21 protein-coding genes and 4 pseudogenes are annotated in these 24,529 nt (G+C 65.3%); 15 read left to right on the plus strand and 10 right to left on the minus strand.

Translation table 11 applies throughout. The annotated features are described in order from the left end of the window. Positions 1-5: 5 nt before the first annotated feature. From AO501_RS39960 to AO501_RS01005, 4 genes and pseudogenes are all read right to left on the minus strand, one after another. Positions 6-152 (minus strand): annotated as a pseudogene (locus tag AO501_RS39960) (zinc ribbon domain-containing protein); the annotation flags it as partial. Next, a complete protein-coding gene (locus tag AO501_RS00995) occupies positions 149-1,318 on the minus strand; it encodes an acetyl-CoA acetyltransferase (RefSeq protein ID WP_055575907.1) in 1,170 nt (389 codons plus the stop codon). The pseudogene AO501_RS39960 and the gene AO501_RS00995, both read right to left, overlap by 4 nt. Then, entirely contained in the window at positions 1,315-2,808 is a 1,494-nt protein-coding gene (locus tag AO501_RS01000) for a class I adenylate-forming enzyme family protein (RefSeq protein ID WP_063892779.1), read from the minus strand. The genes AO501_RS00995 and AO501_RS01000 overlap by 4 nt, the downstream gene beginning before the upstream one ends. Continuing rightward, the gene (locus tag AO501_RS01005; protein WP_055575908.1) at positions 2,805-3,878 is read right to left on the minus strand and encodes an LLM class flavin-dependent oxidoreductase; all 1,074 of its coding nucleotides are present in this window, start codon (positions 3,876-3,878) and stop codon (positions 2,805-2,807) included. Before AO501_RS01005 ends, AO501_RS01000 begins: the two co-directional genes overlap by 4 nt. A 95-nt stretch (positions 3,879-3,973) precedes the next feature. Between AO501_RS01005 and AO501_RS01010 the strand changes: the two genes are divergently transcribed. The 7 genes from AO501_RS01010 to AO501_RS01040 all read left to right on the plus strand — a co-directional run bounded on the left by AO501_RS01010 (position 3,974) and on the right by AO501_RS01040 (position 10,421). Beyond that, entirely contained in the window at positions 3,974-4,801 is an 828-nt protein-coding gene (locus AO501_RS01010; RefSeq protein WP_055575909.1) for a MaoC/PaaZ C-terminal domain-containing protein, read from the plus strand. 2 nt (positions 4,802-4,803) lie between these two features. Further along, the gene (locus AO501_RS01015) at positions 4,804-5,430 is read left to right on the plus strand and encodes a TetR/AcrR family transcriptional regulator (RefSeq protein ID WP_055575910.1); all 627 of its coding nucleotides are present in this window, start codon (positions 4,804-4,806) and stop codon (positions 5,428-5,430) included. After that, complete coding sequence (locus AO501_RS01020; protein ID WP_055575911.1) at positions 5,420-6,169, plus strand: SDR family NAD(P)-dependent oxidoreductase; 750 nt, start codon at positions 5,420-5,422, stop codon at positions 6,167-6,169. Before AO501_RS01015 ends, AO501_RS01020 begins: the two co-directional genes overlap by 11 nt. A 72-nt stretch (positions 6,170-6,241) precedes the next feature. Then, the gene (locus AO501_RS01025) at positions 6,242-7,009 is read left to right on the plus strand and encodes an enoyl-CoA hydratase-related protein (protein WP_055575912.1); all 768 of its coding nucleotides are present in this window, start codon (positions 6,242-6,244) and stop codon (positions 7,007-7,009) included. 7 nt (positions 7,010-7,016) lie between these two features. Then, the gene (locus tag AO501_RS01030; RefSeq protein ID WP_055575913.1) at positions 7,017-8,642 is read left to right on the plus strand and encodes a class I adenylate-forming enzyme family protein; all 1,626 of its coding nucleotides are present in this window, start codon (positions 7,017-7,019) and stop codon (positions 8,640-8,642) included. Between the two features lie 11 nt (positions 8,643-8,653). Continuing rightward, positions 8,654-9,292 carry a nuclear transport factor 2 family protein gene (locus tag AO501_RS01035; RefSeq protein ID WP_231752285.1) on the plus strand — a complete coding sequence of 213 codons (639 nt, stop codon included), beginning with the start codon at positions 8,654-8,656 and terminating at the stop codon, positions 9,290-9,292. A gap of 22 nt (positions 9,293-9,314) precedes the next feature. Continuing rightward, a complete protein-coding gene (locus AO501_RS01040; RefSeq protein ID WP_231752286.1) occupies positions 9,315-10,421 on the plus strand; it encodes an acyl-CoA dehydrogenase family protein in 1,107 nt (368 codons plus the stop codon). Between the two features lie 3 nt (positions 10,422-10,424). Here AO501_RS01040 and AO501_RS01045 read toward each other — a convergent pair whose 3' ends face one another. After that, a complete protein-coding gene (locus AO501_RS01045) occupies positions 10,425-11,258 on the minus strand; it encodes an SDR family NAD(P)-dependent oxidoreductase (RefSeq protein ID WP_231752287.1) in 834 nt (277 codons plus the stop codon). 73 nt (positions 11,259-11,331) lie between these two features. Between AO501_RS01045 and AO501_RS01050 the strand changes: the two genes are divergently transcribed. Beyond that, positions 11,332-12,096 carry an SDR family NAD(P)-dependent oxidoreductase gene (locus AO501_RS01050; RefSeq protein WP_055575917.1) on the plus strand — a complete coding sequence of 255 codons (765 nt, stop codon included), beginning with the start codon at positions 11,332-11,334 and terminating at the stop codon, positions 12,094-12,096. 4 nt (positions 12,097-12,100) lie between these two features. Then, entirely contained in the window at positions 12,101-13,369 is a 1,269-nt protein-coding gene (locus AO501_RS01055; RefSeq protein WP_055575918.1) for a DUF427 domain-containing protein, read from the plus strand. A gap of 3 nt (positions 13,370-13,372) precedes the next feature. Here the strand turns inward: AO501_RS01055 and AO501_RS01060 are convergent, their stop codons facing one another. Next, positions 13,373-13,984, minus strand: coding sequence for a TetR/AcrR family transcriptional regulator (locus tag AO501_RS01060; protein WP_055575919.1), 612 nt, complete (start codon positions 13,982-13,984; stop codon positions 13,373-13,375). Between the two features lie 70 nt (positions 13,985-14,054). Continuing rightward, positions 14,055-15,545: an aldehyde dehydrogenase family protein gene (locus AO501_RS01065; RefSeq protein ID WP_197419725.1), complete on the minus strand. Its 1,491-nt coding sequence runs from the start codon at positions 15,543-15,545 to the stop codon at positions 14,055-14,057. A gap of 101 nt (positions 15,546-15,646) precedes the next feature. Here AO501_RS01065 and AO501_RS01070 point away from each other — a divergent pair, with 101 nt between their 5' ends. The 3 genes from AO501_RS01070 to AO501_RS01080 all read left to right on the plus strand — a co-directional run bounded on the left by AO501_RS01070 (position 15,647) and on the right by AO501_RS01080 (position 18,008). Next, positions 15,647-16,420, plus strand: a complete 774-nt coding sequence (locus AO501_RS01070; protein ID WP_231752289.1) for an SDR family NAD(P)-dependent oxidoreductase — start codon at positions 15,647-15,649, stop codon at positions 16,418-16,420. A 74-nt stretch (positions 16,421-16,494) separates the two neighbouring features. Then, positions 16,495-16,833 (plus strand): Zn-ribbon domain-containing OB-fold protein, encoded by a 339-nt coding sequence (locus AO501_RS01075; RefSeq protein ID WP_082658327.1) that lies wholly within the window; start codon positions 16,495-16,497, stop codon positions 16,831-16,833. An 11-nt stretch (positions 16,834-16,844) separates the two neighbouring features. Next, positions 16,845-18,008, plus strand: a complete 1,164-nt coding sequence (locus AO501_RS01080; protein WP_231752291.1) for a thiolase family protein — start codon at positions 16,845-16,847, stop codon at positions 18,006-18,008. Positions 18,009-18,030: 22 nt separating this feature from the next. On the opposite strand, the gene AO501_RS01085 is transcribed toward AO501_RS01080, so the two are convergent. Beyond that, on the minus strand, positions 18,031-18,816 hold the full coding sequence (locus AO501_RS01085) for an SDR family NAD(P)-dependent oxidoreductase (protein ID WP_231752292.1): 786 nt from the start codon (positions 18,814-18,816) through the stop codon (positions 18,031-18,033). Positions 18,817-18,901: 85 nt separating this feature from the next. Between AO501_RS01085 and fdh the strand changes: the two are divergent. From fdh to AO501_RS38615, 3 genes and pseudogenes are all read left to right on the plus strand, one after another. Further along, positions 18,902-22,191 (plus strand): annotated as a pseudogene (gene fdh / locus AO501_RS01095) (formate dehydrogenase). Continuing rightward, entirely contained in the window at positions 22,191-23,153 is a 963-nt protein-coding gene (locus tag AO501_RS01100) for a 4Fe-4S dicluster domain-containing protein (RefSeq protein ID WP_055575923.1), read from the plus strand. The pseudogene fdh and the gene AO501_RS01100 overlap by 1 nt, the downstream one beginning before the upstream one ends. Then, a pseudogene (locus AO501_RS38615) lies at positions 23,150-23,380 on the plus strand (nitrite reductase); the annotation flags it as partial. The gene AO501_RS01100 and the pseudogene AO501_RS38615, both read left to right, overlap by 4 nt. Here AO501_RS38615 and AO501_RS01105 read toward each other — a convergent pair. Beyond that, positions 23,355-23,711, minus strand: a pseudogene (locus tag AO501_RS01105) (acetaldehyde dehydrogenase (acetylating)); the annotation flags it as partial. The pseudogenes AO501_RS38615 and AO501_RS01105 sit on opposite strands and share 26 nt — an antisense overlap. 32 nt (positions 23,712-23,743) lie before the next feature. Continuing rightward, positions 23,744-24,511: a 2-keto-4-pentenoate hydratase gene (locus tag AO501_RS01110; protein WP_055575924.1), complete on the minus strand. Its 768-nt coding sequence runs from the start codon at positions 24,509-24,511 to the stop codon at positions 23,744-23,746. Positions 24,512-24,529: the final 18 nt, after the last annotated feature.

Here is a 24,529-nt window from a genome sequence, read left to right on the forward strand (position 1 = left end):
GAATCACCGCAGTATGGGCACGCAAATCGCGGATACCAGACCAGACGAGAGCAGGACTCGCAACGCTGCATGGTGAGCTCGCAACGCCGCGTGGCGTCCCAGAACGGCGCGGAGACAGTACTGGGCGCTGGGACAGGCAGCGACTCGGTCACAACGTGGCCTCCGTTCCCAGGATCACGGTCGAGGTCGCCGACAACACCCCGCCGGTACCGTGTGCTACCGCGGTCGCGGCGCCGTCGACCTGGCGGTCACCGCATTCGCCCCGCAACTGGCGGGCGGCCTCGACAAGCAGGAAGGCGCCGAACGCACCGGGGTGTGTGTAGGCCAGGCCACCTCCGCTCGTCTGTCCGGGCAGCGCTCCGCCGGGTCCGAGCACTCCTTCGGCGACAAAAGGGCCGCCTTCACCCTTGGGGCAGAACCCGAGGTCTTCGAGCGCGAGCAGCACGGTGATGGTGAACGAGTCGTAGAGCTGCACGACGTCGATGTCGCGGGGAGACAGCTGAGCGGTTTTGAATGCCGCGGGCCCGGAGACAGATCCGGGTGTGACTGTCAGATCAGGCATCTGGGAGATCATCGCGTGCGAGGCCGCCGACGCGGCGCCCAGGACCATCACAGGCTGGTTGGCCAACGCGCGTGCCCGTCCGGTGCTGGTGATCACGATCGCCGCGGCTCCGTCGGTAACCAGGCAACACTCCAATTTGTGCAGCGGCTCGGCAATGAAGCCCGAGCTCAACACGTCGTCCACCGTGATCGCTTCGCGCAGATGCGCACGCGGATTCAAGGCGGCCCATCGTCTGGTGTCTACCGCGATTTGAGCCAATTGCGCTGCGGTGGTTCCGTACTCGGCCATATGTCGGCTGGCGGCCAGCGCGTACGCGCTGATCGGCAACATCACCCCGTACGGAGTCTCCCATTCCAGTCGCTCGGGAGTGGCGAAGACGCCCAGTCCTTTCTCGCCACGCCGGCGGGCCGCGCGTGGCGTCGAGGCGTACACGATCACGACCGTTTCGGCCGCACCGGCGTCGATGGCAGCAGCGGCATGCTCGACATACAGCCCGTAGCTCGCCCCGCCGGTCTGAGTAGAGTCGGTGAACCGCGGTGCGATTCCCAGATACTCGGCAAGTTCCACGGCGTGCATCAGGGTTCCGCCGGTACAACAGCACAACCCGTCCACATCACGCAGCGACAAACCCGCGTCAGCCAGGGCCGCACTGACGACACGCGCCTCCAGCTCCCGCAGCGGAACGTCGATCACGCCGGTGGGCGAAACCTCCTCGGCAACACCGACGATGGCGGCCGCTCCTCGAATCGTCGTCACCGGTACACCCCTTCGAACAGGGCACGCAGGCCTGGTTGACTGACCTTCAGTGATGGCGTGCGGGGCAGCTCGTCAACCACGACGAGCTGCGCCGGAACCTGATATCGACTTACCCGCGCTCGAACGTAGTCCACAAGCACCTGCGGCTCGACCTGCGCACCTTCAGCCAACTCGACTGCCGCGACAGGCACTTGGCCGAGGCGCTTGTCAGGTACACCGGTCACGCCGGCGTCGCGCACCGCGGGGTGGGTGCGCAACACGTTGACGATGTCGGTGGGTGTGATCTTGAAGCCACCGCGGATGATCACGTCGTCGGTGCGTCCGTCGATGTAAACGAAGCCGTCTGAGTCAATTCGACCGAGGTCGGTCGTCGACACCCAATCCCCGCCCCGAGTCCGTACCTCAATGCGACCGGGCGTTCCGGCCGGTACCTCTCGACCGTCGTCCGCGGATACGACCCGGATCTCCCGACCTTCGTGCGGCCGACCCACGCTGCCACGTTTTGTTGCTGCCCATTTGCGGTGCAGGGCGAGGTTCCAGCCGGCCACTCCACCCGCGAATTCGGTTGCCCCGTAGGACGGCAGCACCGCGACTCCGTATCGTCGCTCGAATTGAGCCTGAACGTCGACCGGCAGGTGTGCGGTTCCCGAGGTAACAACGTCGACGCTGGCGAAGGCCTCTGGTGCTACGGCGGCGTCCAGCACCATCGCCATCGCCGATGGCACCAAACTCACCGCGCGCGGTCGATGCCGCGAGAGGAGATCTACGAAGTCCGTCACGCTGAATCGCTCCAGTAGCGCGATCTTCCTGCCTTCGCAGATGTTCAGCAGAGTGCGGAACAAACCGGACATGTGCACCAAGGGAGACGAGACAATGGCCACCCCCGATCGCAACCTGGGAGCCGGAGCGTCAGATGAACCGTAGTGCACGCCAGCTGCCGCGACCGTATGCTCAAAGTCGCGGTAGGACAGTGGTATACGCTTCGGTGGACCCGTCGTACCACTGGTCAGCATCTCAACCGCGATCCCGGCCGCGCCGGCCTTGAACGGGCCTGTACCGAGACTTTCGAGTTCCGGTACGGGCTGGCAGGCGGCCGGCTCGGCCACGACTTGCAATCCGATGGCGTCGCTAGCGGCGTCGACGACGCCGGTACGTCGCCAGTCGGTTGGCACGGCCACCAACACCGGCAGTCTCAGACTGCGGATTTCTTCGGCGAGCGCGTTGTCACCGTGTGCAGGGTTGATCGTGACGATGCAACCACCGGCCAGCAGCACTCCCAGCATGGCACCGATCATCGCCGGGTCGTTGCGCAGTATCAGCCCCACGGCGGTGCCGTCACCCAAATTCGCTGCCATCACACGGTTTTCCACCGATTTGGCGATGGCGGCCAGTGTCCGCCAGTCGGTCCACGTCCCTCGATATTCGATCGCCGGTGCTGAGGGATCGAGGGTCAGAACCGTGCGGATGCGGTCAACCAGTCCCCCGGTCAAACTGCGGCGGCCGCGAGCTCGGTGGCGGCCGGGATCACCTCTTGAGCGAACAACTTCATCGACTCGTACACCTTGGTGCGGTCCATCGCACCGCCGCGTGACATGCGCAACATGATGTTGCGCCAACCCATATCCACGACGGTCCGCATCTTGTCGATGATGCGGTCCGGGTCGCCCATCAACGTCAGGTGAGAGTTGAGTACCTGTTCGTAACTCTGCTTGTCGTGCTTTTCGAACCAGTCCGAGTAGGCCTTGTAGTCGGCAGGTATCTGCCCGTCTCGCTCGAACGGGTTCGAGTATTGGCGATGGGTCTGGATCGACAGTTCGACGCTGTCGCGGGGATAGGTGCGGGCAAAAGCGTCGTCTTGGTGGCAGAACGCGTTGAGAAGCGCCCAGACATTTCCGGTTGCTGCTGCGAGGCCCTTCTCGGACTGGACCTTGAGGTAGATGTCCAACGCTCCCTGCAGGTCCGGGTCCACCTGATAAGGGTTTCCGATAATCGCACCAAATCCCTTGTCGGCCAGCCACTCAAAGCTGGACGGTGTCTTCATCACCGTGCCCCACACGGGAATCGGTCGCTGCAGTGGCCGCGGATAGATCGTCACGTCCTCGAGCTGGAAGTATCTGCCTTGATAACTGACGTTTTCCTCGCTGAGCAGCCGGTGCACGATCTCCACGCACTCCTGGTACCGGCCGGTGGCCTCGTCCATCGAGATACCGAAACCTTTGAATTCGTGCGCCTGATATCCCCGGCCGAACCCGGCGTCGAAACGTCCCCCCGACAACACGTCGACAAGTGCAATGCGTTCGGCCAGCTGAATCGGGTCGTGAAACGGCGCGACCATGCATGCCGTTCCAATACGAATTCGCTCGGTCTGGGCCGCGATAGCCGCCGCTACCTGGGGTAGGTCAGCGAGCATGCCGTACGGAGAAAAGTGGTGCTCTGCCAACCAGACTTCGTCGAAGCCGAGTTCCTCCGCCCAGCGCGCCTCCTGCAGCACGTTGGCCAGCACCTCCTGATCGCTGAGGTGATTGGGCTTGTCGCCGAGGATGAACACACCGAATCTCATTGGGCTGCCCCCTGCTGAAAACTAGTTGCAGTTACTGCCAATATATTGCACGATTGAACACGAAGCGTCAAACCGTTCATCGTAGGAGGTCGTGCGTGAGTCTGTCCGACGCGGTCGTCGGTACCCCGATGACTCCGGCGACCTTTCGGTGGGATGAAACGGACGTCATCCTCTATGCGCTGGGTGTCGGTGCCCGGCCCCCCACCGAGCTCCCGTTGCTCAATGAAGCGTGCGGGCCGCAGGTGCTGCCGACCTTCGCGCTCGTCGCGAACTGGTGGGCGGTCAAGGACCTGCGCAGCGCGCTCGACCTGGGTACGTTTCCGATTGTGCATGCCGCGCAGTCCCTTGACCTGCACCGGCCGATCGCGACCCGCGGCGAGCTTTCCGTGCGCGCCGAGGTCTCGGCGGTCTGGGACAAGGGCAAGCATGCCGCAGTGGAACTCACCAGTTGGGGCACCGACGACGACGGGCCGGTCTTCGTCGCTCGGTCACAGACCATGGTGCTCGGCGCCGGAGGTTTCGGCGGGGGCCGCGCTCCGGTGGCAGACCCCGATCCCGAGGGTGAACCGGACGCGCAGCGTGACGACGTCGTCCGGCCGGAGCAGGCCGCGATCTACCGGTTGTCCGGTGACCGCAACCAACTGCACATCGATCCGGCGGCTGCCCGCAAGTACGGCTTCGACGACGTCTTCCTCCACGGACTGTGCACGCTCGGATTCGCAGCACGGGCTTTGATCAACGAGTTCGGGCACGGAAACCCAGCCGCGTTGACGTCATTGAGCTGTCGGTTCGCCAAGCCGGTGCGCCTGGACGCCGCGGTGCGCACCGAGATGTGGCGATCGGGAGAATCAGTGCGATTCCGGATGCTGCAAGGCGATGTGCTGGCGTTGAGTTCGGGTTCCGCATCGGTGTCGGGAGGCTGAACATGGATCAAAGACGGGCCCGGGGACAGCGCAACAGGCAAGCTCTCATCCACGCGGCGATCGACCTGTTCAGCGATCGTGGTTACGAAGCGACGACTATCGAACAGATCTCGGCCGCGGCCGGAGTGGCGCCGCGGACGTTCTTTCACCACTTCGCCACCAAGGACGACATCCTGTTCGACGGATACGCCGACCGGCTCGCAGAGGCCACCAGGCGGTTCCGGGCGGCCCACCCCGATTCACTGGCCGAAGCTCTCGCCGAGGCGTCATCGGCGGTGGCGCAGGCGATCACCGAACAGCCGGAACTGTTCGTGGCGCGCGCGCGGCTGTACCAGAGGGTGCCGGCGCTACGGGCGACGATGCTCCGGATCAATGAGGACTGGATCGACCAACTCACCGCGGAGGTCGCACGCTGGTTGGGGTGCGAGGGCGGGAATGACCTCCGGCCGCGCCTTGCCGCGACATTGCTCAACGGGGCCAACCGCGCCGCCATCGATGTGTGGGTCGGCGGCGGCGGTCACGGCGACCTGCCCGGCCTGATTGCCGAATCGGTTCAGTTGGTGCGGCCGGCGATCTGCGCAATCGAGCAGGCCGGCACGGCCGCCGCGGAGAGTCAACGTGCCGGCTGAATCACGTCCACTGGCGATCGTCACCGGAGGGGCGCGGGGGATCGGTGAGGCCATCGTCGACACGTTGGTGGCCGCCGGACACCGGGTGGCCGCTGTCGACATCAATGCAAAAGCCCTTGAGCGGATTCGCGCTTCGGAGTACGCGCGATCGGGACAACTCATCCCCGTGCAGCTGTCGATCACCGAGCGTGCAGCGGTGGAGACGGCGGTGCGCGACCTGACCGACCGTCACGGGCCCATCTGTGCGCTGGTCAACAATGCCGGGATGACCTTGCCCGCAACATTTTTGGATCAGACCGACGATGACTGGGATCAGATCGTGGAGGTCAACCTCAAGGGCACGTTCGTGGTGTCGCAAGTCGTGGCCCGTTCGATGGTGACCGCAGGTGGCGGTTCGATCGTCAACGTGAGTTCGGTATCGGCGCACGGGGTGCGTACCGGACCGCCCGCATACGCCGCCGCCAAGTCGGGAGTCGAGGGGCTGAGCAGGCTGATGGCCGTGCAACTGGGCGAGCACGGTGTCCGGGTCAACACGGTGGTGGTCGGTACGACCGCGACTCCGTGGTTGCTGTCGCGCAAGAGTGAGGCGGAACTTGACCGGATGCGCGCGACGACACTGACCGGCCGGCTCGGCGAACCCTCAGACGTTGCGGCCACGGTCGCGTTCCTGTGCTCACCGCAGGCCAAACACGTCACCGGTCAGCTTATTTCGGTCTCGGGTGGCCAGTGGATACCGTGAAGCGATCGATAGGACAATGAGACAGAGATTGATATGCTGTTTAGCTGTCGCAGTTCAGTGCCGGGAGATGTCGTGGAGTTGAAGAGAATACTGTTCGAGGTCAGTGAGCAGATCGCGACTATCACGATCAACCGTCCGGACCGGCTCAACGCCACCGACGATCTCACCCGTACCGAGCTGGGTATGGCTTGGGCGCAGGTTCGCGACGATCCGAACATCCGGGTAGCCATCATCACCGGTGCCGGTGACCGCGCATTCTCGGCCGGCCAAGACATCCAAGCCACCGCCGCGAACGGCATCCGGAACAAAGTGCCGGGCTCCCGTTTGCACCACAATGTGTGGAAGCCGGTCATATGTGCCTTGAATGGCATGGTGGTCGGTGGCGGCCTGCATCAGGTGGCGGACGCGGACCTGATCATCGCGGCCGAACATGCCGAGCTGATCGACACCCACCTGCGGGTCGGCAACGTCTTCGCCCTCGAGCCGGCGGTACTGCTGCGCAGGATGCCGCTGTCGATGGTGATGCAGCTCGCGCTGATGACCAAACAGGGTCGCATCAGCGCGCAGCGGGCCTTCGAGATCGGTTTGATCAACGAGGTCGTACCGGCAGATCAGCTGCAACGGCGCGCACGAGAGATCGCGCTGGAGATCACCAAGCTCTCACCGGCCACCGTCCAGGCTTCCATCAAGGCGATGTGGACCAGTCTCGACGTCGGCCTGCACGCGGCCAATGACGTCGCGTACCGGTACGTGCTGCAACACCAGTTGACCCACCCCGACTACCGGGAGGGAATGGTCGCGTTCGCCGAGAAGCGCGAACCTCGCTGGGTGGTGGAGTAGCGCCGAAATGACGGAATCTGCCCGGGTTTTCAGCTACGATGCGTTGCCGTACCCACCAGTTGTTCCGGCGATGCTGGCCCACATGACCACCGCTTACGGCGACAACGATTTCATTGTCACCGCGGTCGGCGGCGGTCGCACCGCTCGGATTACCTACGCGCAGGCGGAAACCCGATCGGCCGAGATGGCACGCCGGCTGCTCGCAGCCGGAGTCACCAAGGGTGTCCGGGTGGGCATACTCGCGCCCAACGGGCCCGACTTCGCGGTCGCGCTTCTCGCCGTCACTCGGATCGGCGCCGTTGCGGTGCCGATCAACACCTTCTTTCAGCCCCCGGAGCTCGGCTGGGTGCTGCGCGATGCCGACGTCCACACCCTGCTGGTAGCGGACACAATCCTCGGCAAGGACATGCTCGCCCGATTCGTCGAGGCAGCCGGCGGTGCAGTGCTCCCCAACGAACGACTGCCGCACCTGCGCAATGCCTTTCCGCTCACCCACAGTGCGAGGAGCTGGCCGAGCCGGTGGCCTGAGCCGGTCGTCGAAGGGCTGCTGCGAGCAGCTGAGTCGACCGTGCGCCCCTCCGATGACCTGGTCATCATCTACACCTCGGGTAGCACGTCGGACCCCAAAGGGATCATCCATACACACGCCACCGCGATCACCCACTCCCGATTCATTGCGACGCAGCATGAATGGCAGCCGTGGGACCGGGTTTACATTCCGATGGCGTTCTTCTGGGTCGGTGGTCTGATCTTCGGCTTGCTCGGGCCGATGCAGACCGGTGTCGCGATCCTGACCGAGCACAAGTTCGACGCCGGCGACGTGCTGCGCCTGCTTGAGTCCGAAAGAGCCACGTACGCAACGGGTTTTCCCCACATCGGGCCGGCTTTGGCGAACCACCCGGACTTCGCGACCACCGACCTGTCCACCCTGCGCGGGGGCTACCACCAGGTGCTGTTGCCGCCCGAGTTGCGGGCCGACGACCCATCGCTACGGGTGACCCAGTTGGGCATGACCGAAACATGCAGTTCGCACACCTGGTGGCCACCGAATGAGCCCGTGCCCCCCGGCAAGCGCGGTTCGCTCGGCGTGTCCGCGCCGGGATATCAGCACAAGGTCGTGGACGACTCCGGGACCGAGGTGCCGGATGGCACCGTGGGCGAGATCTGCGTGCGTGGCGTGGCCATGATGCGCGGGATGGTCGGTCGCCAAAGTACTGAACTCTTCGATTCCGATGGTTGGTACCACACCAGAGATGCCGGATACCGCGACGAGGACGGACATCTGTACTTCACCGGGCGCACCGACGACATGATCAAGACGGCGGGCGCGAACGTTGCGCCGGTCGAGGTGGAGGCAGTGATCAGCCGGGTCGACGCGGTGCGGATCGGCTACGTCGTGGGCGTTCCCGACCCAGACAGAGGCGCACTCGTCTGTGGGATAGTCGTATGCAACGAGGGCCAGCAGGTGACGTCACGGGATTTGGTCGGCGCGTGCCGAAAAGAACTGGCCGCCTACAAAGTGCCGAAGCGATGGGTGATTCTGCCTGATGCCGAACGGTTGCCCTACACAACTACCAACAAGATCGACAAGAAGCTGTTGGTGAAGCTGCTGGAGTCTGGGTCGCTGGCATGAGGAGCGATCCAGTGGACCTGGCAGCGCGGATCGCGCGACTGGAGGCGCTCGACGAAATCAGGCAACTGGCGGCGAAATACGCCGTCGCACTGGACATGCGCGACTTCGACGCTCTGGTGAATCTGTTCATCGACGATGTCGGTGTTCCCGGCGGAAAGCACGGCCGGGCAGCGATGCGCGAGTGGTACGACACGCAGATCAGGCAGGTGCTGCTGGGCAGTGCGCACGGCATTCTCGGCCACATCATCGACGTGCATGATGCGAACCGGGCCACCGGACTCGTCTACTCTCGCAACGACCTGGAGACCGAGTCGACGTGGGTCATTGAGCTGTTGGCCTATCTCGACAGCTATGAGCGGAGAGAGGGGCGCTGGTACTTCGCGCGACGTACACCCTTGTTCTGGTATCAGAGCGACATTACCGACCCGCCGCTGGGTCCCCAAAAGTTGCGCTGGCCGGAATCCCCCTGGCAAGAAGGCGCTTTCCACGATGCCTTCCCATCATGGCAGGAATTTTGGGACGCCGAGCCCGGTCGCTTCGATGCGCCGGTACCCGCTCCTGCCGCCGTCGGGACATGGCTGAGCACGCTACGCCGAGGTAGCGCCGCGCCACGGGTGAACCCAACCGGGCGTGCCGCATCGGAGGCTTGATATGTCCAGCAATGCAACAGGTTTGGCTTTCACCGAGGAACAGGATGAGCTGCGCCGCACTGTGCGTTCCTTTCTGGAAAGCAAGGCCGGCGAGGACGCCGTGCGCCGGCAGCTGGATTCCGAATCGGGTTACGACCCGGCGGTGTGGCGTCAGCTGACGGGTCAGCTCGGGCTGGCGGCGCTGGCCATTCCCGAAGACTATGGCGGTCAGGGCTATTCCTTTGTCGAGCTCGGTATCGTCGTCGAGGAGATGGGCAGGACGCTTTGCCCGGCGCCATTTTTCGCATCCGCTGTACTGGCTGCGAACCTTGTCCTGCATTCCGGCGACGAGGTCGCCCGGGAGAAGTACCTTCCGGGCATCGTGTCCGGCGGCAGCATCGCTACCGTGGCGATCACCGAAGAATCCGGTCGCTGGTCGGATGACGCCATCCACGCAACCGCGCGCGAAGTCGGCGGCGGATGGGTACTGGACGGAGTAAAGACATACGTGCTCGATGGCTGCGCTGCTGACGTCGTATTTGTCGCGGCTCGCACCGGCGCCGGACTTTCGTTGTTCGCTGTTGACCAGCTCGAGGGAATTTTTCGTCGGAACTTGTCCAGTCTGGATCCGACGCGCAAATCAGCACGCGTTGCATTCGAGGGCACGCCGGCGACATTGATCGGCGAGGAGGCACGGGCGTGGCCGGTGCTGACGCGGGTGTTGGCGCTCGGCTGTGCCGCGCTGGCAGTGGAACAGGTTGGCGGCGCACAGCGTTGCCTGGAGTTGGCAGTCGACTATGCGAAGGTTCGCCGGCAGTTCGGTAGGCCGATCGGATCGTTTCAGGCGATCCGGCACAAGTGCGCTGACGTCATGTTGGATGTCGAATGTGCACGCGGCGCATCGTATTACGCCATTCGCGCGGCGGCCGAGCTCTCCGACGAATTGCCGGCGATCGCCTCGCTGGCCAAGGCCTGCAGCTCGGATGCGTATGCGCGCGCGGCCGCGGCCAACATCCAGATCCACGGGGGCATCGGTTTCACCTGGGAACATCCGGCCCATCTCTATTACAAGCGTGCCAAATCCTCGGGGCACCTGTTGGGCGACGCCGCCTTTCACCGTTCACGGCTCGCGGACTGGATCGGTATCTGAGGCTCAGAAGTCGGTGCCCCCGTCGATGTTGATGGCCGCACCCGTCATGAAGCCCGCCCGTTCGCCGAGCAGAAATGCGATCAACTCGCCGGCTTCGATCGGTTGTCCGCCCCGGCCTAACGCCACCCGCATGTTCCAGTCCGGATTTCTGGCAAGGTGCGTATAGATCGCATCGTGCAGTGGCACATCGTATTCGGCTGCGCGTCGGGCTCGGATGAAGTCGTTCACCTCGGTATCGAACAGGCCCGGGCACACAGTGTTGACCCGGATCCCCTCTGAGCCATGTGTTTTGGCCAAGATCTTGGACAAGGTCAACACGGAGGCTTTCAGCGCGTTGTACGGCGGAATGAGAACTTTTGGTGCGCGGACCGAGTACGCGGCCGTCGTGACGATCGTGCCTCCGCCATTTCGCTGCAGATGCGGAATGATTGCGCGGCAGGAACGGACGGTCCCCATCAAGATCAATTGGTAATACCAGTCCCAGGAGTCGTCGCCGTGTTCGAGGAACGGTCCCTGCTGGTTCATCGGTCCCGCGGTGACGGCCAGACCACGCAGCGGTCCCAGTTCCGCGGCGGCCCGGTCGATGGCGCGGTCCATGCCGTCGCCGGGTGCGGCGGCGTCAACCGCGATTCCGATCGCGTGTACCCCGTGAGCGGAGGTCAGTTGTGTGGCCCGGTCGCCGGCACGGACGCCGTCCCGCGCCAAGAGTGCGACATTGGCGCCGCTCGCGGCCAGTTGTTCGGCGGCGGCGAAACCCATTCCGGTGCTCCCGCCCACGAGAACGAAGTTCCGCCCCGCTATGCCCAGGTCCACGTCACTGCCCCTCAGGTGAATCAAACCAGGTAGAGTCAATCAGACAATATATGTACTACTGTCGCATACCGGGATCTTTCTGAAGGACGAGGCGTCGATGGGTGAGCGAACGTTGGCGGGTAAGCGCGTCGCCGTGGTCGGCGCTTCGGCGGGCATCGGCCGGGCTTTCGCGGTGCGGGCCGGAAAGGAAGGCGCGGACCTGCTCGCCACGGCGCGTCGACAGGATCGGCTGGAAGAGGTTGTCGCCGAGGCGGGCTGTGGCACCGCGGTACGGGGCGATGTGCGCAACCCACAGGATTGCGCCAACATTGCCGACGCGGCCCGTGACCGACTGGGTGCCGTCGACCTGCTGTTCATCTCGGTCGGCTACGCGCCGTTACGGATGTTCGCCGACACCTCTGCCGACGACTGGTTCGAGGTGATGCAGACCAATGTGGTGAGTGTGCATCAGGTGATCAAGTCCTTCCTTCCTGTGCTGGCCCCGGGCGCGATCGTCAGCGCGCTGTCCTCTGAAACCGTGGGACAGCCGCGGACCGCCCTGGGTGCTTACTCGTCCAGCAAGGCCGCGCTGTCGGAGAGTCTCAACGCCTGGCGCACTGAGCATCCCGACTTCCGTTTCTGTTGTGTCACCGTCGGCGGTACGGTGCCGACCGAGTTCACCGCGGCGTTCGATCCGGATCTGCTCGGAGTCGTCGTGCAGGATTGGATCGCACGCGGCCTGCTGCAGGAGACGCTGATGTCACCCGACGATGTGGCTGATGTCCTGGCGGGAATTTTCGCCAGCGCATCCAACTTCCCTCAGGTGGGGCTCGAACAGCTGGTCGTTCGACCGCCGTCATCGATGCGTGCGTTGGGTGTCTGAGCCGATGCAAGTCCGGTCCGCATGGCCTGACCATCCCGACTACCGGATTGCGGCCACGCCCTGCCCATTTCGTGCACAGGTGTGGCTCGGGGAAGTGCTTCTTGCCGAGAGTGACCGTTGTCTGGTGGTCACCGAGACCGACCATGAAGACCGGCTCTACTTTCCCGAATCTGACGTGCGGTGGCAGCTCTTCACGCAATCGGAGCACACCACCGTATGTCCGTTCAAAGGGGAGGCGAGCTACTGGTCGCTGGCCGACCCCGTCATTCGGGACGCTGTATGGACCTACCGCACCCCGCTGCCCGAAGTAGCCGCGATCGGCGGGCATGTCAGCTTCTACCACGAGGTACTGCGAGTGGTAGTTCTCGAGGACTGGCCCGACGGGTCAGCCGTCGCGACCTCTTTTCCACTGTGGGGAGACGCGGCCGAGCTCTGCCGGCTCATGGATGTCGAACAGGTGGACGCGGGGCGATTTGTCGGGCCGGCCCACGGACCGACCCGACGTAACGTCGTCGAAGGTGGCCAACTGCTGGGCGAGGCAATCATGGCGGCAGCCAAAACCTTTCCCGGCCAACGAATCACATCGGCCTCCATGATCTTCGCAAAGGCCGCGTCGTTCGACGCACCGGTTGATCTGGCCGTCGAAGTCCTGCGGCGGGGCAGAACTTTCTCCTCCGCGCAGGTGCGCGTCAGCCAGCATGGCGTGTTGCGCAGTGCGGGAGTAGTGCTGGCGGACTCGGAGGCCGGCGATGTGATGCGAGACGTGCAGCGCATGCCGGACGTACCCGGACCCGATGAAGCGGTCCCTTTCTCAGGCTTCGGTATGACCGGCCGCGAGATCAGAGTGGTTGACGGCGCCTACGATCCGGACCCCGATCGGGTGGGACCGCCGGAGATCGATGTGTGGGTGCGCTTCAGGGATACTCCCGGAGATAACCGGTTGGCGGCGGCGCTCCTGGCCCAGTCGACCACGCATTGGACTATCGCCGCGGGCATGCTGCCGCACCCAGGCCTGGGCGAGGCCCGCGCTCACGTGACGTTGTCGACGGGAATCATGCAGGCCACCATCGCCTTCCACGACGACGTCGATGTCACCGAGTGGTTGCTGTACACGAATCGCGCCATCTGGTCAGGCCGGGGCCAGGTGCAAGGCGACGGCCGCGTCTTCAGCCGTGATGGCCGGCTCGCGGCGTCCTACACAATCCAGGCGATGGTGCGGGAGTTCGCTGCGGAACCGGCGGCCATGGGTCATGACAGCCGGACAGCTATGTAAGGCTCAACGCAGCCCGTTGACGGCGAACTTCTCCACGTACTTGCGAACGGTCTCGGGTTTGGTCATGTCAAAACTGAGGCCCTGGTTGACGGTCGAGAACGAGTACACGATGCGGGCCAGCCATTCGCTGGCCGCCGTCACGTCGACCCCGGCGCCTACCTCACCACGCTTCTGCGCGTCGCGCACATAGGGCTCGAGGAACTTCGTGGACCGCCGGACCGCGGTGTCGCCGTCAGAGATCATGTGGCGCATCAGTTCAGCGTCGTCAGCCATCAGCCGGTTGCGGGTGCGGTGGTCGAGCAGGATGTTCGCGTGCGTTTCGGCCATCGCACCGAGTTGTTCGGCCAGGGTGGGCTTGCCGGCCATCGCGGCGGCGACCGCCCGATAGAACCGTTGCGCCCCATGCTCGATCGCGGCCTCGATGAGCACATCGCGATCGACGAAGTACCGATACACCGTGCCCCGTGACACCTTGGCCATCCGGGCTACGTCCTGGACGCTGGTGCGCTGAATGCCCAATTGTGTGAAGCACTCGTTGGCGGCGTCGAGAATTTGTTCACGCCGGTCGAATTCGTCGGCGCTCTCCACCTCGCCAGCGACCCGCTCAGTCGACATTCCACTCCTCCGCGCGATAGTCCCGGCTAATTATGCTACGTGACAGTTTCTGTCGCGCTGTTGCAGCGACTCAGCCGAGGAACGTTGTCTTCATGTCCAGATACTCCAAGATCCCCGGCCGGCCGTTCTCACGGCCGATTCCGGACTGCTTCACCCCGCCGAACGGAATATGCGGTTGCAATGTCCAGCAGTTGACCCCCACGTTGCCGGCCCGAAGGGCCCGGCTGAGCCGAATCGCCCGCCCCATGTCTTTGGTGTAGACGGCCGCTGCCAGGCCGTATGGGCTGTCGTTGGCCAGTCGAACCGCTTCGTCCTCGTCGTCGAAAGGTATGACGCATAACACAGGTCCGAAAATCTCTTCGCGCGCCACCGTCGTCGAATTGTCGACGTCGACCAGAACCGTTGGCGCGACGAAATTGCCCGTCGCGGGTCCCCCTTCGGGCCGGCCGCCGCCAACGGCAAGCCGTGCTCCATCGCGGAGCGCGTCTTCGATGCGGTCCAGCACCCGATCCCTGTGCTGCGGGCTGATCATCGGGGCGGCCGTCACGCCCGGGTCGAACGGGTCGCCGAACGTCGCGGCGGCGGCGAAGCCGGTTATGGCGTTCACGACCTCCTCGTAGACGTCCCGGTGCGCGAGGATGCGGGATTGGCATACACATACCTGACCGGACAAACCCAGAAACGCGTTCCCGGCGGCTATTCCGACGGCCATCCCGACATCGGCGTCCGGGAAGATCAGTGCCGGGCTCTTGCCGCCCAACTCGAGTGACACCCGGCCGATTCGGGCACCGACGGCCGACGCGATTCCGGCGCCCACGGTCCTGCTGCCGGTGAACGACACCTTGTCTACCCGCGCGTCCCCGACCAGCGCGGTACCCACCGGGTCACCGGGCCCGGTCACGAGATTGAACGTCCCGGGGGGTATGTCCGCCTCGGCGATCAACTCCGCAAGCCGCAGGCTGACCAGCGGGGACAGCTCGGAAGGCTTGGCCACCACCGTGCAGCCCGCCGCCAAGGCGGGCGCTACCTTCTGGGCGAAAAGGCTCATCGGCGCGTTCCACGGCGTAATCACCGCCGCCACGCCCACGGGTTCGTACGTGCTGTAGGTGACGGGCTGGCTCGGGTCCCACTGCGGATAGGTCTCACCGGTGACCTTGTCGATCCAGCCGGCGTATGAATCGAAGACGTCAGCCGGATACTCGGCACCCATTTGATAGAAGCCGACGAACGAGCTCGGTGTCGAATTATCCAGCGACAAGAGCGTATTGAGATTGTCGGCGTCATGGCGGATGAGTTCGGCGATGCGGCGCACGACGCGTGCCCGTTCCCGGCCCGCCATACGTGGCCACGGTCCGTCATCGAACGCAGCGCGAGCGGCGGTCACGGCTTCGTCGACCGTCGATACGTCGGCGACGGGGGTGTTGAACACGCGTTCGCCGGTCGCCGGGTGGATGTGCGGAATCGGTTCGGCGGCCCCTTCGATCCAGGAACCGTTGACGAAGAGCCGGGCCGGCGGCAGGGTCGCCGTCGCCAGTTTGTTCAAGACCGAGATAGCTGTCACCAATTAAACAGTAGTACGTGATATGTCATACTGTTACACCAACTAGGTCATCGGCAACGCGTGGGGGAGTAGTGGTGTCCCGCTTAGACGGCAGATACGCATTGGTCACCGGTGGTGCGCAGGGACTGGGCGGCGCGATCGTGCAGTCGCTGGCCAACCTGGGCGCCCACGTCACGATCGTCGACCTGAATGAGGAAAAAGGCCGAGCCCGCGCCGAGCAGATCAGCGGCGTAGGTGGGCAGGCCGCGTTTGTCAAGGTTAATGTGGCTGACCGGGCGGCCATTGAGGCCGCCGTGCAGCAGGTCGCGCAGACGACCGGCGGGCGCATCGACGTCTTGGTCAATGCCGCGCAGTTCTTTGCGATGCCGAAGGCACTGGAACTCGTCACGGACAAGGATTGGGAGCTGTCGGAGGCCACGGGGCCGAAGGCGACCTTCCGCTTCATGCAGGTCGGCTTTCCCTTTCTGAAGGCCGCGGGACGGGCCTCGGTCATCAACTTTGTGTCGGGATCCGCGCTGGCCGGCATCGCTTACACAGCCCCCTATTCGGCGGCGAAGGGAGCGATCGCCGCTCTCACGAAAGTTGCAGCCAATGAGTGGGCGCGGCACGGCATTCGCGTCAACGCGGTGTGCCCGTTCGCGTTGACCGACGTTCAGCGCAAGATGATCGGCACGGAATGGGACAACTACACCCGGACGGCGACGGCCTCGCCGATGAAACGCGGTGCCGACCCCGAGACCGAAATCGCGCCCGCGGTAGCTTTTTTGGCGGGCGATGATGCGGCATTCATCACTGGCACAGTGCTGCATATCGACGGCGGCATGACCGAGTTGTCAACCGTCGACTATTCGCAATCGCCGGGGGTCTTCGGTTGAGCCGGTTGCCCGTTCCGGCGCTGACCGAGCTCAGCCGGCCATTCTGGACCTCCGGTGCGCAGGGTGTCCTGCGCATGCAGCGCTGTCGCCACTGTCAAAGGCTTTGTCACCCATCTGGATTGCGCTGTCCCCGGGACCACGGGTTCCTGGAGTATGTAACGCTCAGTGGCCGGGCACGAGTGGAATCGTGGACCGTCAACCGCCACCAATTCTTTCCCGGCTTCACGCCGCCGTATCTGATCGCTTTTGTCAACCCGGTCGAGGACGAAAGCGCCCGCCTGCTCACCAATCTGGTGAACATCGCTGCCGAGGATGTCGCAGCCGGATTGCCGGTGCGCGTCCTCTTCGAGCGGCGAACCGCGGACGACGGCGCCGAAGAGGTCTTCGTCCCGCTTTTCGAGCCGGACCGCTGATGAGTGGTCCGTTGACTGACCGGGTCATTATCAGCGGCATCGGGCAATCCGCAATCGGCCGCAGGCTCGGCCGCGACGGGTTGGACCTCACTGTCGAAGCGTGCCTTGCGGCAGTAGCCGATGCCGGCCTCACGCTTGCCGAAATCGACGGTTTGACAACCTATCCGGGTGCGTCCCAGCCCGGTGTCGGATTCTCCGGCGCGTCCCTGCGGGACATTCATGACGCTCTGGGTATCAAGCCGAACTGGGTCGCGGGTGGCGTGGAGTCGCCGGGCCAGCTCGGGGCGGTGGTGGACGCCATGTTGGCAGTGGCCGGTGGGTTGGCCGATCATGTGCTGTGTTGGCGCAGCATCTGGGAAGGCACCGCACAGGGGTCCGGGCGGCGCAAGGGCTACGGCTCGGGGATGGGCCGGCCGAGCGGCCTGCTGGGCTGGCAGTTGCCTTTTGGCGCAACCGCGGCGAACCTTGCCGGACTTCAGATCCGTGCGCGGATGTTGCGTTACGGGCTGACCCGTGAGCAATTGGCGTCCATAGCCATCGCCCAACGTGCGCACGCGGCTTTCAACCCCGCGGCCATCTATTCCGAACCGCTGGATCTGGAGACATATCTCGACGCGCGAATGGTGTCCGATCCGTTGTGCATGTTCGACTGCGATATCGCCTGCGACGGGGCCACCGCGTTCGTCGTATCGCGCGCCGAACATGCCACCCAGGTGGACCATCCGGCGGTGACCGTCGAGGCTCTCGACTGCGCGCATCACGATCGCTTCACCTGGGAGGGCGGCGACGACATCACCCGGATCAGCTCACGGTGGTCCACCATTTGGGAGCGCACCGATTTCACCGCGGCGGACGTCGATGTGGCTTCGCTCTACGACGGGTTCAGCGTGTTCGTCCTGTGCTGGCTGGAGGACTTCGGTTTTTGCCCGGTTGGCGAATCGGGTTCGTGGATAGCCGATCCGGCGCGGATCTCCCTGGGCGGTGAACTGCCAATCAACACCGCGGGAGGGCAGCTGTCCGGCGGCCGTCTGCACGGTTTCGGGCATCTCCATGAAGCGTGTCTGCAGATCCGTGGGGAGGCCGGTGCGCGCCAGGTCGACGGAGCCGGGCTGGCCGCCGTCGGTGTGGGGGCAGCTAACAGCGGTACGACCGCGATGTTGCTGCGGCGGGCCTGAGCAGAGCGACCGGCCTGGACCGTCAACCTTGCATGTAACCCCCGGCGTCAACCGGGATGGACTGGCCGGTGATGGTCCGGCTCTCGTCGCCGGCCAGGAACAAGGCCAGGTTGGCGACGTCGTCAGTGGACGAAATAGTCTTCAATGCAACGCTTCTCAGAGATCGCTCGCGGATCACGGCGCTATCCACCCCTTCCTCGCGTGCAATCCGTGCCACCCAGTTGCGGTACAGATCGGTGTCGATGCTGCCGGGCACGATGCAATTGCACCGGATGCCGTGCGGCCCCACCTCGAGTGCCACCGCCTTGGTGAAGGCGCGCAACGACGCCTTGGCGGTGACGTAGTGAGTCTTGCGGGCCATACCCGCATAGGACGCCGTGGAGGAGAAATTGAGGATGACGCCGGACCGGCGCTGCAACATCGACTGCAGCAGCACGTGTTTCGTGCACAGCATCGCGGCCGTGACGTCGATGGCGATGGTCGAGTTCCAGTTGTCGAGCGTCTGTTCCCACACCCACTTGTCCTGTCCCGGCGCCGCGGCGTTGTTGCACAGGATGTCAACGTGTCCGAATGCCTCCACCGCGCGGGACACCAGTGCTATCACGTCGTCTTCACTGGTGACGTCGGCACGGACGGCGATGGCGTTCGGACCGGCTTCCTCCGCAGCCTCGCGCACCAGTTCCTCGCGCCGGGCCGCAAGCACGACCTTGGCTCCTTCCCGGGTGAAGATGGCGCCCATGGTTCGACCGAGACCGGCACTGGCACCGGTGATGATCGCCACCTTGCCCGCCAGGCGTCCTTCTATCACCGCTGCCCCTCACTGAACGCGGCCACCGCAGCCGGGCTCATCTGGCAGTCTCGCAGGCCCTGAGTTGACGCACTAGTCTTCGAGTATGGGACTCACCCGACTCTTCCTGGAATGGCCCGTCGTCCGGCAATTGCGGTCCGGAGACGGACTTGGCCGCGGTCCGGCGGTGACCTCCAAGCACACCCGCGCCATCACCCCGCGCACCACGACCGCTGACCGGGTGGTGCAGAGCATCTGCCCGTACTGCGCGGTGGGCTGCGGGCAGAAGGTTTATGTCAAGGACGAAAAAGTCGTCCAGATCGAGGGCGACCCCGATTCGCCGATATCCCGCGGCCGGCTCTGCCCGAAAGGATCGGCCAGCGAACAACTCGTCAACTCCCCGGGCCGGCAGATGAAAGTCCTCTACCGCGCGCCCGGCGCCACCGAATGGGAACCGCTGGAGCTCGACCGGGCGATCGACATGGTCGCCGACCGGTTCGTCGAAGCCCGCCGGCACGCCTGGCAGGACATCGACAAACACGGCCACCCACTGCGGCGCACCATGAAGATCGCCGCACTGGGCGGCGCGACGCTGGACAACGAAGAGAACTACATCATCAAGAAACTCTTCACCGCCGCGGGCGCCATCCAGATCGAGAACCAAGCCCGTATTTGACACTCCGCCACGGTTCCCGGTCTGGGAACCTCCTTCGGGCGCGGCGGCGCCACCCAATCACTGCAAGACATGGCCAATGCGGACTGCATTGTCATCCAGGGCTCCAACATGGCCGAGTGCCATCCGGTCGGGTTCCAGTGGGTGGAAGAGGCTAAAGCCCGCGGCGCCAAGCTGATTCACGTCGACCCGCGCTTTACCCGTACCTCGGCCGTGTCCGACAAACACATCCCGATCCGGGCCGGCTCCGATGTCGTACTACTTGGTGCGTTGATCAACTACGTGATCGCCCGCGACCTCTGGTTCAAGGAGTACGTGCTCGCCTACACGAACGCGGCCACGCTGATCAACGAAAACTACCGCGACAGTGAGGACCTCGGCGGGCTGTTCTCCGGCTTCGACCCCGAGACCGGCCAGTACGACACCTCCACCTGGGCCTACGCGGGACAGGAGGACGAGCCCGACCCCGAACACGGGGCCAGTGCCGCGGCCCGCGCCGCGGGCGACGCGCACGGCAGCGGCGGTCCGCCCCTGCCGCATGCCCGCGTCCAGCGCGACGAGACACTGCAGCACCCGCGGTCGGTGTTCCAGATCCTCAAGCGGCACTACGCGCGCTACACGCCGGAGATGGTGCGCGACGTCTGCGGCATCAGCATCGAGGACTTCGACTACCTCGCCCGCGCCGTCACCGAGAACTCCGGCCGCGAGCGCACCACCTGTTTCGCCTACGCGGTGGGCTGGACCCAGCACACGCTCGGAGCCCAATTCATCCGCACCGCAACGATTCTGCAGTTGTTGCTGGGCAACGTCGGCCGCCCCGGCAGCGGCATCATGGCGCTGCGCGGCCACGCCACCATCCAGGGCTCCACCGACATTCCGACGCTGTTCAACCTGCTGCCCGGATATCTGTCGATGCCCAAGGCCGGCGTCCACGACACCTATCGTCAGTACATCGAGGCGGTAGGCCCCAAGAACCAGAAGGGCTTCTGGGCCAACGCCGACACCTATCTGGTCAGCCTGCTCAAGGCCTGGTGGGGCGATGCCGCCCGGGAGGACAACGACTGGGCCTACGACTACCTGCCGCGGCTGTCCGGCCCGCACGGCACCTATCAGACGGTCATGTCGATGCTCGAGGATGAGGTCGACGGGTACTTCCTGCTCGGCCAGAACCCGGCGGTCGGATCGGCGCACGGCCGGATGCAGCGGATGGGCATGTCCCACCTGAAGTGGCTGGTGGTGCGTGACCTCAACCTGATCGAGTCGGCCACGTTCTGGAAGGACGGGCCCGAGATCGCCTCCGGCGAGCTGAAGACGGAAGACATCCAGACCGAGGTGTTCTTCTTCCCGGCGGCCACCCACGTCGAGAAGGCCGGCTCCTTCACGCAGACCCAACGCCTCGTGCAGTGGCGGCATCAGGCGGTCCAGCCGCCCGGTGACTGCCAGAGCGAACTGCAGTTTTCATCGAGCTGGGCAAGCGAATCAGGCAACGCCTGGCGGGGTCCACCGATGAGCGCGACCGCCCGTTGCTCGACCTGACCTGGGACTATCCCACCGACGAACACGGCGAACCGGATCCCACCGCGGTGCTGGCCGAGATCAGCGGTCGCTATCTGACCGGGCCGAAGGCGGGCCGGCCGGTACCGGGTTACATCGAACTGGCCGCCGACGGATCGACGGCGTGCGGCTGCTGGATCTACTCGGGGGTGTACGCCGACGGCGTCAACCAGGCCGCCCGCCGGGCACCGCTCGGCGGCCCCACCCCGAGCCAGTCGGAATGGGGTTGGGCCTGGCCCGCCGACCGGCGCATCCTCTACAACCGCGCCTCGGCCGACCCGGACGGCAAACCGTGGAGCGAGCGCAAGCGCTACATCTGGTGGGACCCCGCGCAGCAACGCTGGGTCGGAGACGACGTACCCGACTTCCCGGTCGACCGCGCCCCGGACATCCGTCCCGATCCCGACGTCGGCGGGCCGGACGGGCTGGCCGGTGACGACCCGTTCATCATGCAGGCCGACGGCAAGGCGTGGCTGTTCGCGCCCAAGGGCCTGGTGGACGGGCCGCTGCCCACCCACTACGAGCCGCAGGAGTCGCCGGTGGCCAATGCGTTGTACCCGCAGCAGCAGAACCCGTCGCGAATCATGTTCCCGCGCAAGGACAATCTGTGGGCCCCCAGTGCCGGAGACCCGGGCAGCGACGTCTACCCGTACGTGTTCACCACTTATCGGCTCACCGAGCACCACACCGCGGGCGGCATGAGTCGCTGGCTGCCGTACCTCGCCGAGCTGCAGCCGGAGATGTTCTGCGAGGTCTCCCCGGAGCTGGCCGCCGAACGCGGTCTCGAGCCGTACGGCTGGGCGACGATCGTCTCCCCGCGGGCGGCCATCGAGGCCAAGGTGCTCGTCACCGAGCGGATGAGGCCCCTGGTCATCGGCGGCCACACCATCCACCAGATCGGGCTGCCCTACCACTGGGGGGTGGGCAGTGACGCCGTGGTGAGCGGCGACGCGGCCAACGACCTGCTGGGGGTGGCGCTGGACCCGAACGTGCAGATCCAGGAGTCCAAGGCCGGCTCGTGTGACATCCGCCCGGGCCGGCGGCCGCAAGGTGAGGCGCTGCTGCGGCTCATCGAGGAGTACCAGTCGCGTGCGGGGGTAACCGTGGAGACGGACAATATCCGATTAACGACGACGTCCGAATTACCGATGCCGCAGCGGGAGGCTTGATGGCGCAGCTGGTCGAATCGACCGATCCCACTGACGACGCGGGTTGGCCGGATCGCAAGCCGCGTAAGGGCTTCTTCACCGACACCTCCATCTGCATCGGCTGCAAGGCGTGCGAGGTGGCCTGCAAGGAGTGGAACCGCAACCCACGCGACGGTGATCTGGAGATCCTCGGTTCGTCGTACGACAACACCGGCAGTCTGGGTGCCAGCACCTGGCGGCACGTCGCATTCATCGAGCAGGGCCGCGACCGCATCGAGGAGGCCCGCGAATCCGGCCGCGCGCTGGTGAGCCTGGGCATGCCGTCCGTGGCCAGTGCCCCTGACACCACTCCGCCGGACACCCCGGAGTTCCGTTGGCTGATGGCCTCGGACGTGTGCAAGCACTGCACCCACGCCGGGTGCCTCGACGTCTGCCCGACGGGTGCGTTGTTCCGCACCGAATTCGGCACCGTCGTCGTGCAGGACGACGTCTGCAACGGGTGCGGCACCTGCGTGGCCGGGTGCCCATTCGGGGTCGTCGAGCGGCGCAGCGACGGCACCTACGCCACGCCGGCTAAGCGGTCGGAGCGTCCGGAACACGGGTTCGTCACCGGCGTGGCGCAGAAATGCACGCTCTGTTACGACCGGCTTCTGGAAGACCAGACGCCGGCCTGCGCCCAGACCTGTCCGACGACGTCGATCAAGTTCGGCGACCACGACGATCTCGTTGCGGCCGCGCGCGAACGGGTTGCCGCGTTGCATGCCCGCGGCATGACCGAGGCGCGGCTGTACGGCGCCAACGAGCACGACGGTGTCGGCGGCACCGGGTCGGTCTTCCTGCTCCTGGATGAGCCCGAGGTGTACGGGCTGCCGCCGGATCCGCGGGTCTGCACGGCGGATCTGATGACCATGTTCAAGCGGGCCGGGGTGGCCGCCGCCGGCATGTTCGCCGCGGGTGCGCTGGCCTTTCTGCGAGCGCGATGAGCACGTCGGAGTACGACAGCCTGCGGCCGCCGTCGGGGGGAAAACGTCGGCGTCGTGCCGACGGGAAGCGCCGCCGCGATGAGTCGTTGATGGTGCCGGACGCCGAATTCTCCTCCTATTACGGACGTCCGGTGGTCAAGCCGGCGCCGTGGGCGCACGAGGTCGGCGCCTATCTGTTCCTCGGTGGAGTAGCCGGCGGGTCAGGTTGCCCCGGTCGAGGTGGTCGTCGAGGTTGACCACCGGGACGCAGTATGGGCCGACGGCGGCCGGGGTGAGGTCGAGCACCCGTACCCCGGTCGGTTGCAGCCTCGCCCAGTTGGCCCGGTGGACGGTGGCAGATGTCGCGTCGAATACCAGCCTGACATCGTCGAACTGCGGCATCGACAGCAGGCCGTCCACGCCGCCGGAGGTGGTGGGGATGCCCAAACCTCGGGCGCGTGCCAAACCGTCGGAATCGGGGTCGATGCCGGCCATGGCGACCACTCGAAGCGGCCCGTCGCTACGCAGGATCTTGATCATCAGGTCGGTGCCGATGTTGCCCGAGCCGATGATCGCCACCGACCAGTCATGTTGCGCCACTGCAGTTTCCTCTACGTGAAGGCCAGCGATACGGTGCCGAGTGTGTCGATGTCGGCGGTAGCGACGTCACCCCGCGCCACGAAGGACGCGGTGGTGAAGGACCCGGACATCACGAACTGGCCCGCGGAGAGTTCGGTGTCGAACTCGGCCAGCGCGTTGGCCAGCCAGGCGACCGCTGCCGCGGGATCGCCCATCACCGCCTCGCCGGTGCCACGGCCGACTTCGGTGCCGTTGAGGACCAGCGACGCGACGACCTGCGGCAGGCAGAGGTCGCCGGTACAGGGCAACCACTCGCCGATCACCACCGCGCCCGAACTCGCATTGTCGGCGACGGTGTCGGCCAGGGTGAGCTGCCAGTCCGCGATACGGCTGTCGACGATTTCCAGCGCCGCGGCCACGGATTGCGTTGCGGCATAGACATCCGCGACGGTCACGCCGGGGCCGCGCAACGGATCCCGCAACAGAAATGCGATCTCGGGCTCCACCCGTGGACTGCAGAACCGCGACGCGTCGACACTTCCGCCGGCGATCACCATGTCGTCGAGGATGAAACCGAAATCCGGTTCGTCGACACCGAGCAGCTCCTGCATGGGCCGGGACGTCAGGCCGATCTTGCGGCCCACCAGCACGGCACCGGCGGCCAGCCTGCGCCGCAGATTGATCTGCTGAATCGCGTAGGCGTCCGCGACTCGCAGCCCGGGCAAGGATTCGGTCGGGGGACGGATCGGGGCGCGATCGCGTGCGGCATTCCAGAGGGCGTCGGCGGTAGCGGCGAGCACAAGAACTCCTGAGGTATT

Source organism: Mycobacterium gordonae, from assembly GCF_001417955.2.
In the GTDB taxonomy this organism is placed as follows: domain Bacteria; phylum Actinomycetota; class Actinomycetes; order Mycobacteriales; family Mycobacteriaceae; genus Mycobacterium; species Mycobacterium gordonae_B.